The sequence below is a fragment of the Streptomyces sp. R41 genome (assembly GCF_041053055.1).
Classification (GTDB): domain Bacteria; phylum Actinomycetota; class Actinomycetes; order Streptomycetales; family Streptomycetaceae; genus Streptomyces.
On the sequence record NZ_CP163443.1, the window covers coordinates 5090383 to 5105228 of the forward strand.

A 14846-nucleotide genomic window follows, 5' to 3' on the forward strand; every position below is an offset into this window, starting at 1 on the left:
CCAGTACAGCGGGCCGACCCACGCACGATCCATGGAAGCGCTCCCCCGATGGCCGGAGAAGAGCGCACGGACGGGCGCACGGCCACACAGCGGGAGCACGCCGCAACCGTCCGTACTGTCGTACGGACCACAATCCCGCCATCCGGAAGTACGCCCCTTAACGCTTGGGATTGGGCGAACTACGCTGGGTTTACGAATGCCGCGTGGTTATGCCAGCGCGGCAGCCGTCTGTGTCGAGGGGTGGCGCATGTCCAGGGAGCAACGCGGGCCGAACGAAAAACTCGGCGCCGTTCTCGCCCTCGCGGGAATCAGCAACGCAGGACTCGCGCGACGCGTCAACGATCTTGGCGCTCAACGCGGGTTGACTCTTCGCTACGACAAGACGTCGGTGGCGCGCTGGGTGTCGAAGGGAATGGTGCCGCAAGGTGCGGCGCCGCACCTCATCGCGGCCGCGATCGGCCAGAAGCTCGGTCGCCCGGTGCCGCTCCACGAGATCGGCCTGGCGGACGCGGATCCCGCACCGGAAGTGGGCCTCGCCTTCCCGCGGGACGTCGGACAGGCGGTGCGGTCGGCGACGGAGCTGTACCGCCTCGACCTCGCCGGGCGCCGGGCCGGCGGCGGCGGCATCTGGCAGTCGCTGGCGGGATCGTTCGCAGTGAGCGCATACGCAACTCCAGCGTCACGGTGGCTGATAACCCCGGCCGACGGCTCGGTGGCGCGCGAGGTGAGCCTCGGTGAGGGCTCCGGAGCACCGCTGAAAGTCGGCCACAGCGATGTGCAGAAGCTCCGCGAGGCAGCCGAGGACGCCAGGCGCTGGGACTCCAAGTACGGGGGCGGCGACTGGCGTTCGTCCATGGTGCCCGAGTGCTTGAGGGTGGAGGCGGCACCGCTGCTGCTCGGCTCGTACTCGGACGAGGTGGGCAGAGCCCTCTTCGGAGCGAGTGCAGAACTCACCCGCCTCGCCGGCTGGATGGCCTTCGACACCGGCCAGCAGGAGGCGGCCCAGCGCTACTACATCCAGGCGCTGCGCCTGGCCCGAGCGGCCGCGGACGTGCCTCTGGGGGGCTACGTACTCGCCTCCATGTCCCTCCAGGCGACCTACCGCGGCTTCGGCGACGAGGGCGTCGACCTCGCCCAGGCCGCCCTGGAGCGCAACCGGGGACTGGCGACAGCCCGCACCATGAGCTTCTTCCGCCTCGTCGAGGCACGCGCACACGCGCGCGCCGGTGACGCCCAGGCGGCCGGGGCCGCCCTGCGGGCCGCCGAGGGCTGGCTGGAGCGGGCCCGCGACGGCGACAACGACCCGTCCTGGCTCGGCTTCTACTCGTACGACCGCTTCGCCGCCGACGCGGCCGAGTGCTACCGCGACCTGAAGGCACCGCGCCAGGTGCGCCGCTTCACCGAGCAGGCGCTGTCGAAGCCGACGGAGGAGTTCGTGCGCTCGCACGGGCTGCGCCTGGTGGTGTCGGCGGTCGCCGAGCTGGAGTCGGGCAACCTCGACGCGGCGTGCGAGCAGGGTGTACGGGCGGTGGAGGTCGCGGGACGCATCTCCTCCGCGCGCACCACCGAGTACGTGAAGGACCTTCTGCACCGGCTGGAGCCGTACGGCGACGAACCGCGCGTGGTCGAACTGCGGGAGCGCGCACGGCCGCTGCTGATGGCTCCGGCGTAGGCGCTCCGCTTGGGGCAGGGTTCCGACGCGTCTGCCTGGCGCTGCGGTCTCGGGGACACGGGTTGTGTGTGGCTGGTCGCGCCCACGCGGCGGAGCCGCACGATGTGACAGTCCCGAGCCCCCTTTCGCCCCTTCGGGGCGCGGGGGGCCTCCTATGGGTTTGAGCGCATTGTCAGTGGCGCAGTGCACTATCGAAGTCGGGAGGTGGTGCAGGTGCGGGAGCTCGCGTACGACTGCGATGTGCTGGTGATCGGCGGCGGCATCGTCGGCCTGTCGACGGCGTATGCGATCACGCGCGCTGCGCCGGGCACGCGGGTGACGGTGCTGGAGAAGGAGCAGGGGCCCGCCCGGCACCAGACGGGGCGCAACAGCGGGGTGATCCACAGCGGGATCTACTACCGCCCGGGCTCCCTGAAGGCTCGGTACGCGGTGCGGGGCGCCGCCGAGATGGTCAAGTTCTGCGCCGAGTACGGCATCGCCCACGCCGTCACCGGCAAGCTGATCGTCGCCACGGACAAGGCGGAGCTGCCCCGGTTGCACGGACTGGTCCAGCGCGGCCGGGAGAACGGCATTCCGGTACGAGAGCTGGGGCCGGCCCAGATGGCGGAGTACGAGCCGGAGGTGCGCGGGCTCGCCGCCATCCATGTCGGCACGACGGGGATCTGCGACTTCGTCGCGGTGGCCCAGCAGCTCGCGGAGTCCTCCGGGGCCGAGATCCGGTACGGGGCGGACGTCGTCCGCGTCGACCGGCGGCCCGGGCGCGGCGCCGCCGTGCTCACCGCCGACGGTGCGATCGTCCGCGGACGCGTGCTGGTCAATTGCGCGGGGCTGCACTGCGACGAGGTCGCGCGGCTCGTGGGGGACGATCCCGGGATGCGGATCGTGCCCTTCCGGGGCGAGTACTACTCGCTGGCGCGGCCCGAGCTGGTGCACGGGCTCGTCTACCCCGTGCCGGACCCCGCCTTCCCCTTCCTCGGGGTGCATCTCACCCGGGGGATCGACGGAGGCGTCCACATCGGGCCGAACGCGGTGCCCGCGCTCGCCCGCGAGGGGTACGGGTGGGGGGTCGTACGGCCTCGTGAGCTGGGGGCGACTCTGGCGTGGCCCGGGGCCTGGCGGATCGCTCGGCGGCACTGGCGGTACGGGGCGGGGGAGCTGCGGCGGTCGCTGTCGAAGCAGGCGTTCACGTATGCGGTGCGGCGGCTGCTGCCCGCGGTGACGCCGGACGATCTGGTGCCCGCCGCGGCGGGGGTCCGTGCGCAGGCCGTCCTGCGCGACGGGACGCTGGTGGACGACTTCCTGATCCGGGAGGGGCCCCGGACGGTGCATGTGCTGAACGCGCCATCACCTGCCGCCACGGCTTCGCTGCCGATCGGGAGAGAGGTCGCCCGGAGGGCGCTGGGCGCGCTGGCGGGGGCGTGAGGAGTTTTTTCGCCCCCTCCGCCCCTGAAGGGGCACGGGGAACTGCGCGACAAGCCCCCACCGGCCCGCACCAGAAGAACAACCCAGCGAGGTCCGGGGGCGGCAGCCCCCCAGGGACGATGGGGTCCCCCCGCTCGAGCGAAGCCGAGAGTGGGGGGAGGGCAGGGGCGGAGGGGGCGAACAACCGCCGTAAAATCGACCCCACTGTGTCTGAGTCCTCCTTTACCGCCCCCGAAGAGCCGCAGCCCGCCTCACCCACTGACGGCTCGCTGCGTCACACCCGCGCCAAGGGGGAGCCCCGATTCCCCGACGGACCGAAGGCCGACCCCGCCGGGTCGCACTTCGAGCGGCGGATCCGGAGTTTTCAGCCGCGTCGCAGTCGCGTGACCGCCGGGCAGGCGGACGCGCTGCAGCGGCTGTGGCCCAAGTGGGGGCTGGACATCGACGGGCAGCGGACGATCGACCTGGCGGAGCTGTTCGGGAGCGACCTGCCCGTCGTGCTCGAGATCGGGTTCGGGATGGGCGAAGCCACCGCGCAGATGGCGGCCGAGGACCCGGAGACCGGCATCCTCGCCGTGGATGTGCACACCCCGGGACAGGGCAACCTGCTCAATCTCGCGGACCGGAACGGTCTGTCCAACATCCGGGTCGGCAACGGCGACGCGATCATCCTGCTCAGGGAGATGCTCCAGCCGGAGTCCCTGAGCGGCCTGCGCGTGTACTTCCCGGACCCCTGGCCCAAGAAGCGGCACCGCAAGCGGAGGCTGATCCAGCCGGAGTTCCTCAGCCTCGTCGCGACCCGCCTCAAGCCGGGCGCCCTGGTGCACTGCGCCACCGACTGGGAGCCGTACGCCGAACAGATGCTCGAAGTGCTGAGCGCGCACCCGGACTTCGAGAACACCCAGCCCGACGGCGGTTACGCGCCACGTCCGGACTTCCGGCCGCTGACCCGTTTCGAGGGCCAGGGACTGGACAAGGGTCATGTGGTGAACGACCTCCTGTTCCGGCGCGTACAGCACCTCGTAGACCACCCGGACCAGCATCAGCAACCGGACCAGAAACCGGAGCAGCAATCCGTCGACGGCTGAAGCCCCGCTGAAACCCGCGGGAGTCTCCGGCGTCTCTCGGGAACCCCCGGGCGGCACCAGGCACCGTCGCGCGCTGCGCCCCTCCCTCGTTAGGGTCGATGCCGTGGCCACCTGTCCCTCGTACCCGACGCACCCCAGCGGTCCCGCCGGTGGTGCGCTGCGGCACGCGCACTGGTGGCAGCGGAAGTGGGCGCGGTACGGCGCGTTGATCGCGTTGCTCGCGATCTCCGGGCTCGTGATCCTGGCCCTCGTCCGCGAACAGACCGGCACCGAGGGCTTTCTGGTCGGCCTCGGCCTCGCCGTCTTCCCCGTGCCGCTCCTCATAGCCGCCTTCCGGTGGCTGGACCGGGTCGAGCCCGGGCCCTGGCGCAACCTGCTCTTCGCCTTCGCCTGGGGCGCCTGCGCGGCCGCGCTCATAGCGATCGTCGCCAACAGCTTCGCGACCAGATGGATAGCGACCGCGACCGCGGATCCCTCCAGCGCCGACACCCTCGGCGCGACCGTCATAGCGCCCATTGTCGAGGAGTCCGCGAAGGCGGCGGCCGTGCTGCTGGTCTTCCTCTTCCGCAGACGGGACTTCACCGGGATCGTCGACGGGGTCGTGATAGCCGGGGTCACCGCCACCGGCTTCGCGTTCACCGAGAACATCCTCTACCTCGGCACCGCCTTCGGCACCGACCAGCTCAGCGGCGAGCGCGGGCTCGCGTCCGTCACCGCCGCGACCTTCTTCGTCCGCGTGGTGATGTCGCCCTTCGCGCACCCGCTGTTCACCGTGCTGACCGGCATCGGCTTCGGCATCGCGGCCCTGTCCGCCGAGCGCCAGCATCTGCGCCGCGTCCTGCTCCCCCTCACCGGACTGCTGCTCGCCATGGGCATGCACTCCGCCTGGAACGGCTCGTCGAGCTTCGGGGAGTACGGGTTCTTCGGGGTGTACGCCGCGTTCATGGTGCCCGCGTTCGGGCTGCTGACCTGGCTGGCCATCTGGACGCGGCAGCGGGAGCTGCGCACCGTGCGCGCGGAACTGCCCGCGTACGCCGTCGCCGGGTGGCTGAGCGCGCCCGAGCCGTATGTGCTCGGCTCGATGCGGGCGCGGCGGCTCGCCCGCGAGTGGGCCGGTCACCATTTCGGGAAGGCCGCGGCTCGCTCGGTCGCGGAGTACGAGGCGTATGCGACGTCTCTGGCGTTTCTGCGGCACCGGGGGCGCCGGGGGCGCGCGGGTGCCGACTTCGTCGTGCGGGAGCGGGAGTTGCTCGACGAGCTGTGGCGCCGCCGGGATGTTGCCCGCCCGGCCCTGTCCTACGCGGCCCGCGCGATGGCCCCGGTGGTCCCGGTACCCCCACCGTGGCCCGCCCACGGCTACGCGTACAGCCACCCCTACGGACCCGCGGCCACCCCATATCCCGCGTACAACCCGTACCGCACGTAGTTTTTTTCGCCCCCTCCGCCCCTTCCCGTCCCGTCCCTGGGGGCTGCCGCCCCCAGACCCCCGCTCAAAGGATCGCGCAGTTCCCCGCGCCCCTTTTCAGGGGCGCGGGGAACTGCGCGAACGGGGTCTGGGGCGGAGCCCCAGGGACGGGAATGGGCAGGGGCGGAGGGGGCGAAGAAACCCGGTGGTTACGCCGACGCCTCCGTCAGCTTGCTCAGCTCCCCGTCCGTCAGGACCAGGTCCCCCACCCCCAGCAACGCCGGAAGCTGCTCGGGCGTCCGCGCCGAAGCGATGGGCGCCGCGACCGTGGGCTGGGCTGCCAGCCAGGCGAGGGCGACCGTGGCGACAGGGGCGTCGTGCGCCTGGGCGACCTCGTCGAGGGCGGCGAGCACGCGAAGCCCTCGCTCCGTCTCAAGGTGCTTGGCCGCCCCCTGAGCCCGAGGCGAGTCCACCGTCGTCCCGGGCCGGTACTTGCCGGTGAGGAAGCCCGACGCGAGAGCGTAGTACGGGACGGCCGCGAGGCCGGAGCGGGAGGCGACGTCCCGCAGAGCACCCTCGTACGTGTCGCGCGAGACGAGGTTGTAGTGCGGCTGGAGGGCGACGTATCGCGCGAGCCCCTCGCGGTCGGAGAACTCCAGGGACTCCTGGAGCCGCTCGGCCGAGATGTTGGACGCGGCGATGTGGCGCACCTTGCCGGCCTTCACCAGCTCATCGAGCGCCCCGATGATCTCCTCGACCGGCACCTCGGGCTTGTCGAAGTGCGTGTAGTAGAGGTCGATGTAGTCGGTGCCCAAACGGCGCAGGGACGCGTCGGCCGCGGCCTTGATGTTGGCGCCGGACAGCCCCGGATACTCGGGGTGCTGGCTGACCTTGGTGGCGACCACGACGTCGGAGCGGTTGCCGCGCGCCTTGAGCCACTTGCCGATGATGGTCTCGGACTCGCCGCCCTTGTGGCCCTCGATCCACGCCGAGTAGGAATCGGCCGTGTCGAGGAAGTTGCCGCCGGCGGCCGCGTACGCGTCGAGCACGGCGAAGGACTGGGCCTCGTCGGCGGTCCAGCCGAAGACGTTGCCACCGAGGGACAGCGGGAAGACCTCGAGGTCGGAGGAACCGAACTTGCGCAGAGAAGTCATGTTCAACTTCAACATCCGTACCGGATGGTTATATTCCGGACCCGACTCCGCACCTGGGCCCGCACGCGACTCCGCACACGACGCACACCCGGCTCCGCAAACGCCTGACCGGCAGCCCTGACGTCGGGGGGGTTGCCGTCAGGACCACCGGGGATCAGGAACGTACGTGTCAGGGGTTGAGGCCCTTGCTGCGCAGCCACGCCATCGGATCGATCGCGTCGCCGCCGCCGGGGTGGACCTCCAGGTGCAGGTGCGGCCCGGTGACGTTGCCCGTCGCGCCCACGCGCCCGATCACGTCACCCGTGGCGACCTTCTGGCCCACGCTGACGCTGATCGACGACTGGTGGCAGAACCACAGCTCCGTACCGTCGTCGAGGGTGAGGATCGTGCGGTAGCCGTACGCGCCGGCCCAGCCCGCCTCCGTGACGGTGCCGCTGTGGATCGCCTTGATCAGCGTGCCGGTGGGCGCGGCGAAGTCGAGGCCGGTGTGGTAGCCGGAGGACCACATGGAGCCGGCCTCGCCGAAACGCGAGGTCAGCGTGTACGAGGAGGTGGGCAGCGAGTAGCTCTTGGCGAGCTCGGCGAGACGCTCCGCCTCGGCCTTCGCCTTGGCCTCCTCCTCCGCCTTCTTCTTCGCGGCGGCGGCCTTGGCCGCGGCGTCGTCCTGCTGCTTGGCGGCGAGCGCGACGGCCTGCTTCGCGGCGGCGGCCTCGGCGGCGTCCTGGGCCGCGGTGTCGACCTGGTCCTGCTGCGACTCGGCCTGCTGCATGATGCGGGCGCGCAGCGCCTCGCCCGCGTCGGTGGTGCCCTGCGCGGCGTCGGTGCTGGTCAGACCGGCGCTGGTGAGCGGAGTGGCGGAGCCTTTCGGCGCGCTGGTGCCGCCGTCGGATATCAGGGCCTTGGCGGATTCGGTGACCGACGACAGGTCGGGCAGCGAGATCGACACCGGCGGCTTGCCGGGTGCCGCGGTGGCCATGCCGCCCGCGCCGACGGCCGCGATGACGCCTACGCCGAGAACCGTGGAGCTGCGGGCGAGTCCTCCGCCGCGCTGCTTGCTGACGCGGTGCCGGCCGCGGACGGGACGGACGGAATCCTCGGTGGGGTTCCACTCCTCCCAAGGACCCTCGTCGTTGCCGTACGCGTAGCCGAAGGGCTGTGTGTCGTTGGGCGCGAACGAGGTTTGCTGGGCAGGCCGGTTGGACGCCACGTGGGCGTGCTCCTTTCCTTCCTTCTCGCCTACCGGGTTAGCTGACGGGTTCGGAGCAGGAAGGTCTCCTACGCGCGTCAACCACGGTTTGTTCACCGTGAAAGACGCTCGATTCACCCCAAGTTGGTGGTTCCCCGGTTCCCTTGCGGGATTCGGCGCGTGCGCACGGAGCCGCCTCTTGTGACGGCTGGGACGACCGCGCTGCGTTATCGAACGTTAATAGACCCGGGTACCGGATTCCAAGCTGTTCGGACTGATCGTTAACGCTTTTGGCCAGGACTTTGGGGTCACCACCGGCCTAAATCGGGCGAGTTGACCACGTCGCATAAACATCGATTCAGTTGACGGTGTGTCAGTCGTTATGCGGAGGGACACCGCCCGATCACCCCTCGTGACAACGATCAAGAACGCCGCACGGCAAGCAGTGCCATGTCGTCCGTCGTGCCGTCGCCCGTGTGCCGGCGGACCTCCTCGGCGAGGGCCGCCAGCAGGGCGTCCGGACCGGGGAAGACCCGTCCGGCGAGGCGCGCGGCGGGATCGTAGAAGTCCCCGCACTCGTCGCGGGCTTCGGACAGGCCGTCGGTGTGGAGGAGCAGCGTCGCACCGCGCGGGAACTTGGCCCGCACCGCCCGGTCGGGCCAGGTGCCCAACTCGCCCATGCCGAGCGGCAGTGCGGGATCCTCGGCGTCGAGCGTGACGAGCGTGCCGTCCGCGTGCAGGAGCAGCGGCGACGGATGGCCGCGGTTGACGATCCGTACGACGTCCTCGCCGTGCGGGATCTCCGCGAGTACGGCCGTGGTGAACCCCTCGAAGGCGTCGAGGCCGTCGCGCCGGGTGCCCTCGCGCGCCAGCGCGCGCTCCAGACGCTGCGCGACCGCCTCCAGCGTCGCCTCCTGCTCGGCCGCCTCCCGGAACGCCCCGATGACGACGGCGACGGCGGCCACCGCGCCCATGCCCTTCCCGCGTACGTCGCCCACGACCAGCCGTACGCCGTGCGGGGAGTCCTGCACCGCGTACAGGTCGCCACCGATGAACGCGTCCGCCTGCGCGGCCTCGTACCGCACCGCGACCTCGAGGCCGCCGATCCGCTCGTCGGGTTCCGGCAGCACGGCGCGCTGGGCGGACTCGGCGATCTCCCGGACCGTGGCGAGCCGTGCGTCGCTGCGGCGGACGAGGATGTTGATCACGACGGCCAGGACGCCGGCCGTGGCCACCGTGACCACTTCGGTGACCGAGCCGACGTTCAGGACGATGCTGAGCCTGATGTGGATCGTGAGCACCGCGGCGATGGCCGCGACACCGGTGAGCACCGTGCCGCGCAGCGAGTACAGGGGCGCGGCCACGAGCGGCGCGGCCGTGAAGAGAGGGGACGCGGTGAAGTCCGACGGCGTGAAGTAGTCGTAGAAGGCCCCGACGACGATGAGCAGCGCGGGGAGCGCCCGGACGAAGGCCCGCGCCTTCGAGATCCTGCGCCTGCCCGGGTCCGCGGGGCCGCGGGGCGGGGTGTCATCGAGGCCGGGGTCGGGCACGGGATCGCCGGGCAGCCGTCCACCGGACCGGTCGTACGGGCCCTCGGCCCGCTGCTCGCCTGTTTGCTGCCCCACCCGTCCAGGCTTCCCGGAGCGGGAGCGGGGGGCGACCGGTGTGGACCGACCGGGGGATGTGGGGACGTATGAGGCCGTGGCCGGCAAACACCAAGGGCCGGAACTCGTGAATCCGAGTTCCGGCCCTTGGCCTTCAGTAGCGGGGACAGGATTTGAACCTGCGACCTCTGGGTTATGAGCCCAGCGAGCTACCGAGCTGCTCCACCCCGCGTCGTTGAAACCAGTGTACGCCATCCGCGGGACCCGAAGCACACACGTTTAAACGCGCCCCCGCGCATGCCTCAGCGGCAGGTGTCGGCGGGATTCACAAAAGGTGCCGGTTGGGCGCCATGGCCCGCTCCTCGTACTCCGGGAGTACGACCACGTCGGCGCCCTCGGCCACGAGGAGCCCGTTCCCGTCGGCCCCGGCGACGAACGTGTCGGGCTCCCGCCAGGCGGTGACAACCCGCCGTACCCCCGCGTCGAGAATCAGCCGGGCGCACGGCGCGGGCCGGGAGGCCCGACGGGCACAGGGCTCCAGGCTGCTGTACACCGTGGCCGAGCCGAGACGCGGATCCGCGGGGTCGATCTTGGCGAGCGCCGCCTCCTCGGCGTGCACCACGGAGTCACCGCCCTCACGGGAGTACCCCCGCGCCAGTTCCGTCCCATCGGCGGCCACCACCACCGCGCCCACGCTGAACGCGGTCTCCGAGGGCGGGCACAACGCGGCCAGCTCGCACGCGAGCCTCAGCCAGTGCCGGTCCGCGGCGGCGGCGAGCCCCCCGACTCCGGGCGCGGTGGGGACGTACCGGATGAGGACGACGTCCCCGACGGCCCGGGTCTCCATCAGCCGCATCCGCCCGGGGGGATAGGCCCCGGGTCCGAACAGCCGTGGCGCGTCGGGCTCCCCCACGAAGAGCGGCGCTACGGCAAGCTGCAGCTCGTCCGCGAGCCCCTCCCGCATCAGCTGGGTGTGCACCCGTCCGCCCCCTTCGACCATGAGGCGCCGCACACCTCGTACGTCATGAAGGTGTTCCAGGAGCACACGCCAGTCGAGCTCTGGACCGGTCGACACGACGTCGACGCCGAGCCCGTCGTCGAGTCCGCGCAGGGCTTCGGTCGCCCTCGCGGCGCCCTTGTCCGTCGTATAGACGACCTTCTCGCCGCCCGTGTGCCAGAACTGGGCCGCCGGGTCGAGGTCGCCGGACCCGCTGACGGTGACCTTCAGCGGATACTCGGGGCGGCCGGCGGCGACCCGCGCCGCGCGCCGCTCGGCGGAGTTGACCAGGAGCCGTGGATTGTCCGAGCGGAGCGTGCCCGCGCCGACGAGGATCGCGTCGCTGGACGCCCGTACCTCGTCGACCCGGTCGAAGTCGGCCGGGCCCGAGAGCAGCAGCCGCTCGGGGCCTGTGTCGTCCAGGAAACCGTCGAGGGAGACGGCGGCGGACAACAGGACGTAGGGGTGGGGCATGGGGGCGGACCCTCCAGCTCGCGGTGGCTCGTACGGTTCAAGGACTCGCGGTGGCTCGTACGGTTCGAGCACGCGGTGACTCGTACGGTTGATTCAAGGCCTGTGGTTCAACTTTTAAACAATACCTAGACTGGCGGCATGACGACCCGCTGGCTCTCCCCCGCCGAACAGCGCGCCTGGCGCTCGTACGTCTCCGCCTCCTCGCTCCTGGAGGACACGATCGACCGCCAGCTCCAGGCCGAGGCGGGCATGCCCCACCTTTACTACTCCATCCTGGCCATGCTGTCCGAGGCGAAGGACCGGCGGCTGCGGATGACCGAGCTCGCCGAGATACTGAAGATCACCCGCAGCCGGCTGACGTACGCAGTGACGCGGCTGGAGAACGACGGCGCGGTACGGCGCGAGGGCTGCCCCACCGACAAGCGAGGCCATGTCGCCGTCCTCACGGACGAGGGCATGGCCGTCCTGGAGCGGACGGCGCCGGGGCATGTGGAGACGGTGCGGTCGGCGCTCTTCGATCATCTGACGCCCGAGCAGGTGGGGCAGCTGGAAGAGATCTGCGGGAGCATCGCGCGGGCGATTCAGGGCGAAAATTCCGGTGTCTGCGGGGAAGATCTGCCGTGGCGGCGGCGTTCCTCCACATCGTGAGGGTCGCGAGGGGCGGGTAAAGTCCGTTGCTTGAACTTTAAAGCACATGTACTGTCTCTCTCCAAGGACATGCTTCAAATCTGAAGCATTGTCGGCGAACCCGCTGGACCGGACCGGAGAGACAACATGCGCGACTACCCCACCGCCACCGTGCGCACCCGCGTCACGGTCCCCCTGCGCTTCGGCGACGGCTACTCGGTCGACGCGGAGCTGGTCACCTTCCACGGCCTCGCCGACGACAAGGAGCACCTGGCCGTCGTCCTCGGCAACCCCGGGGCCGACCCGCTGGTGCGACTGCACTCCGAGTGCCTGACCGGCGACGTCTTCGGCTCGGCCCGCTGCGACTGCGGCCCGCAGCTGCGCGAGGCGGTGGAACAGATCGCCGACCGCGGAGGCGTCCTGCTCTACCTCCGCCAGGAGGGCCGCGGCATCGGCCTCTACAACAAGCTCGACGCGTACGCCCTCCAGGACCAGGGCCTCGACACCTACGCCGCCAACGCCGCCCTCGGCCTGCCCGAGGACGGCCGCGACTACACGGCCGCCGCCCAGATGCTCCAAGCCCTCGGCATCGACTCCCTGGACCTGCTCTCCAACAACCCCGACAAGGCCGACCAGCTCCGCGATCTCGGCATCACGGTCTCCCACCGCGTCCCGACCGGCGTCTTCACCACGGCCCATAACGTCCGCTACCTCCGCGCAAAGGTCCTCCAGACCCAGCACACCCTCCCGCTGCCGGAACTCACGGCGGGCTGACACCCCCGGTCCACGGATTGACTGCCCCGCTGTCCCGGTCGAGGATTCCCAAGAGGGGCGGCAGGCCCCGTCAGGAGGAGCGGCCCGTGGACGACGCGGCGGCGCAGAGCGTCTCGGAAGCCATCGACCTGTTGCGTGAGCTGGGTGCGGAGCGCATCGATCATCCGGGCGGCACCCTGATGGCGCACCTGGTGCGCGTGCGGGACCGGCTGGCCCGCTGGGAGGCACGCCCCGCGCTCCAACTCGCCGGGCTCTGTCACGCGTTCTACGGAACCGACGGCTTCGCCACCGCCCTGCTCCCGACCGACCGCCGGGCCGAGCTGGCCGCCGTCATCGGCGCCGAGGCCGAAGCCCAGGTCCACTTCTACGCGAGCTGCGACCGGACGGCCTCGTATCCGACCCTCGCGTCCGAGTCCCCGGCCTTCCGCGACCGCTTCACCGGCCACACCTGGGCCCCCGCCCTGCCGCGGCTGCGCGACTTCGCCGAACTCACCGCCGCCAACGAACTGGACCTCGTGGACGAGAACCCGCACGGGCGAGCCCAGTGGGGCCCCGACCTGCTGGCCCTCTTCACCCGCTTCCGCCCGCTGCTCAGCGACCACGCCTGGCGCGACTGCGAGAAAACCCTGCTCACCGCCTGACCAACGACAACAGCGCCCCGCCCGGCCGAAGCCGTGCGGGGCGCTGTGCGCGGTAGACCCTGTGGGACTCGAACCCACAACCAATGGATTAAAAGTCCACTGCTCTGCCAATTGAGCTAAGGGTCCACGCACCGGCCCGTATCGATCCCGTGCCGATGCATCCCCGAGCATAGCCGGACGTGGCCGGGACTCCGATCGGGTATCGGGGACCCGGCCACGCCAAAAGCGTGCAAGGTCAGGGATCGACCGGTTCGGGCGCGCCCTTGCGGGCCTGCTCGCGGGCGATGGTGCGTTCGTGGGCGGGGTTGAGGAACCAGTGGCGCGCCGAGGCCAGCCACCAGGCCGCCGCGAAGCCGAGGACGACGAGGACGGCGACCGGGGCGTAGTTGAAGGTCTCCCAGGTGACCGGCGAGACCTGGGGCAGCATGAACAGGATCGTGATCACCACGACCCAGGCGACCGCGATCACGCCCACGACACGGGACCAGCGGCCCAGGTGCCAGGGCCCGCGCTCGAAGGCGTCGCCCTTGAGCACCCGCAACAGCGTCGGGATGACGTACGCGACGTAGAGCCCGATGACCGCGATCGAGGTCACGGCCGCGTAGGCCGCGTAGTTGATCAGGTATGGGAGGCCGAGCACCAGCGCTCCCAGCGCCGCCAGCCACACCGCCGCCACCGGGGTACGCGTGCGCGGGCTGACCGTGTGCCACACGTGCGAGAAGGGCAGCGCGCCGTCGCGCGAAAAGGCGTAGATCATACGGCTGTTGGCCGTGACGGACGCCATCCCGCAGAAGAGCTGTGCGCCGATCACGACCAGCAGCAGGAGCTTGCCCGCCGTGGCGCCCAGCGCGTCGAGCAGGATCTGGGCCGGGGGCGCGCCCGTCGCCGAGCCCAGCTCCTTGTCGTACGACTGGATGGCGAAGGTGAAGCCGAGGAGCAGGACGAAGCCGGCGATCCATGACGTCCAGATGGACCGCACGATGCCCTTCGGGCCGGCCGTGGACGCGTCGTGGGTCTCCTCGGTCATGTGGGCGGAGGCGTCGTAGCCGGTGAAGGTGTACTGCGCCATCAGCAGACCGATCAGGACGACGTACACCCCGCTGCCCCAACCCGTGTTGTTGACGAACTTCGTGAACACGAAGGACGCCGACTGGTGGTGGTCGGGTACGAAGGCGAGCGCGCCCACGATGACCGCGACACCCACCACGTGCCACCACACGCTGATGCTGTTGAGGAGGGCGACGATCCGGACGCCGAAGGTGTTCAGCAGGCCGTGCAGGACCAGGATTCCGGCGAAGAGGAGGACCGTGCGGCCCGGCGTCACCTCGAAGTCGAACTGAAGGTTCAGATAGGCGCTCAGGAAGGATGCCGCGCCGAAGTCGATGCCGGCGGTCACCGCGACCTGGCCGAGGACGTTGAACCATCCCGTGAACCACGCCCAGGCGGCCGCGCTGCGCTCCGGAGCGAGCCGGTGCGCCCAGAAGTACAGCCCGGCCGACGTCGGATAGGCCGAACAGATCTCGGCCATCGCGAGACCCACGAACAGCGTCATCAGTCCGACCGCGACCCAGCCCCAGGTGATCACGGCGGGACCGCCGGTGTTCATGCCGAACAGATACAGCGTCAGGCAGCCCGACAGGACGGAGATGATGGTGAAGGAGACCGCGTAGTTGGAGAACGCCGACATGCGGCGGGCGAGAACCTGCGTGTAGCCGAGCTGGGCAAGCCGTTCTTCGTCCGACAGCCCACTCGCTATGGCGTCATCTGTCATGCCCCCAGCGATTCCCGCGCCGAGGGCATGA

12 protein-coding genes, 2 tRNA genes and 1 riboswitch are annotated in these 14846 nt (G+C 70.7%); of the genes, 7 read left to right on the forward strand and 7 right to left on the reverse strand.

Translation table 11 applies throughout. The annotated features are described in order from the left end of the window. Positions 1-247: 247 nt before the first annotated feature. The 4 genes from AB5J53_RS23300 to AB5J53_RS23315 all read left to right on the forward strand — a co-directional run bounded on the left by AB5J53_RS23300 (position 248) and on the right by AB5J53_RS23315 (position 5608). Positions 248-1672 (forward strand): MFS transporter, encoded by a 1425-nt coding sequence (locus AB5J53_RS23300; RefSeq protein ID WP_369247608.1) that lies wholly within the window; start codon positions 248-250, stop codon positions 1670-1672. Between the two features lie 204 nt (positions 1673-1876). Continuing rightward, the gene (lhgO, locus tag AB5J53_RS23305; RefSeq protein ID WP_369252409.1) at positions 1877-3094 is read left to right on the forward strand and encodes an L-2-hydroxyglutarate oxidase; all 1218 of its coding nucleotides are present in this window, start codon (positions 1877-1879) and stop codon (positions 3092-3094) included. 206 nt (positions 3095-3300) lie between these two features. Next, entirely contained in the window at positions 3301-4182 is an 882-nt protein-coding gene (trmB, locus tag AB5J53_RS23310) for a tRNA (guanosine(46)-N7)-methyltransferase TrmB (protein ID WP_369247609.1), read from the forward strand. A gap of 103 nt (positions 4183-4285) precedes the next feature. Then, positions 4286-5608, forward strand: coding sequence for a PrsW family intramembrane metalloprotease (locus AB5J53_RS23315; RefSeq protein WP_369247610.1), 1323 nt, complete (start codon positions 4286-4288; stop codon positions 5606-5608). A 188-nt stretch (positions 5609-5796) separates the two neighbouring features. On the opposite strand, the gene AB5J53_RS23320 is transcribed toward AB5J53_RS23315, so the two are convergent. The 5 genes from AB5J53_RS23320 to AB5J53_RS23340 form a co-directional block, all read right to left on the reverse strand. Continuing rightward, on the reverse strand, positions 5797-6741 hold the full coding sequence (locus tag AB5J53_RS23320; protein WP_369247611.1) for an aldo/keto reductase: 945 nt from the start codon (positions 6739-6741) through the stop codon (positions 5797-5799). 169 nt (positions 6742-6910) lie between these two features. Continuing rightward, positions 6911-7948, reverse strand: a complete 1038-nt coding sequence (locus AB5J53_RS23325; protein ID WP_369247612.1) for a M23 family metallopeptidase — start codon at positions 7946-7948, stop codon at positions 6911-6913. 11 nt (positions 7949-7959) lie between these two features. Continuing rightward, positions 7960-8116, reverse strand: a riboswitch (cyclic di-AMP (ydaO/yuaA leader). A 233-nt stretch (positions 8117-8349) separates the two neighbouring features. Next, positions 8350-9552 carry a PP2C family protein-serine/threonine phosphatase gene (locus tag AB5J53_RS23330; protein ID WP_369247613.1) on the reverse strand — a complete coding sequence of 401 codons (1203 nt, stop codon included), beginning with the start codon at positions 9550-9552 and terminating at the stop codon, positions 8350-8352. Between the two features lie 137 nt (positions 9553-9689). Further along, positions 9690-9763: transfer RNA gene (locus tag AB5J53_RS23335), tRNA-Met, on the reverse strand. 93 nt (positions 9764-9856) lie between these two features. Further along, on the reverse strand, positions 9857-11002 hold the full coding sequence (locus AB5J53_RS23340; RefSeq protein ID WP_369247614.1) for a dihydrofolate reductase family protein: 1146 nt from the start codon (positions 11000-11002) through the stop codon (positions 9857-9859). A gap of 138 nt (positions 11003-11140) precedes the next feature. Between AB5J53_RS23340 and AB5J53_RS23345 the strand changes: the two genes are divergently transcribed. The 3 genes from AB5J53_RS23345 to AB5J53_RS23355 all read left to right on the forward strand — a co-directional run bounded on the left by AB5J53_RS23345 (position 11141) and on the right by AB5J53_RS23355 (position 13044). Next, on the forward strand, positions 11141-11650 hold the full coding sequence (locus tag AB5J53_RS23345) for a MarR family winged helix-turn-helix transcriptional regulator (RefSeq protein ID WP_369247615.1): 510 nt from the start codon (positions 11141-11143) through the stop codon (positions 11648-11650). 126 nt (positions 11651-11776) lie between these two features. After that, entirely contained in the window at positions 11777-12403 is a 627-nt protein-coding gene (gene ribA / locus AB5J53_RS23350; RefSeq protein WP_369247616.1) for a GTP cyclohydrolase II, read from the forward strand. Positions 12404-12489: 86 nt separating this feature from the next. Then, a complete protein-coding gene (locus AB5J53_RS23355; RefSeq protein WP_369247617.1) occupies positions 12490-13044 on the forward strand; it encodes a DUF6817 domain-containing protein in 555 nt (184 codons plus the stop codon). Positions 13045-13097: 53 nt separating this feature from the next. On the opposite strand, the gene AB5J53_RS23360 is transcribed toward AB5J53_RS23355, so the two are convergent. Then, positions 13098-13170 (reverse strand) — tRNA-Lys (locus tag AB5J53_RS23360). A gap of 109 nt (positions 13171-13279) precedes the next feature. Beyond that, on the reverse strand, positions 13280-14815 hold the full coding sequence (locus tag AB5J53_RS23365) for an amino acid permease (RefSeq protein WP_369247618.1): 1536 nt from the start codon (positions 14813-14815) through the stop codon (positions 13280-13282). Between the last annotated feature and the right edge of the window lie 31 nt (positions 14816-14846).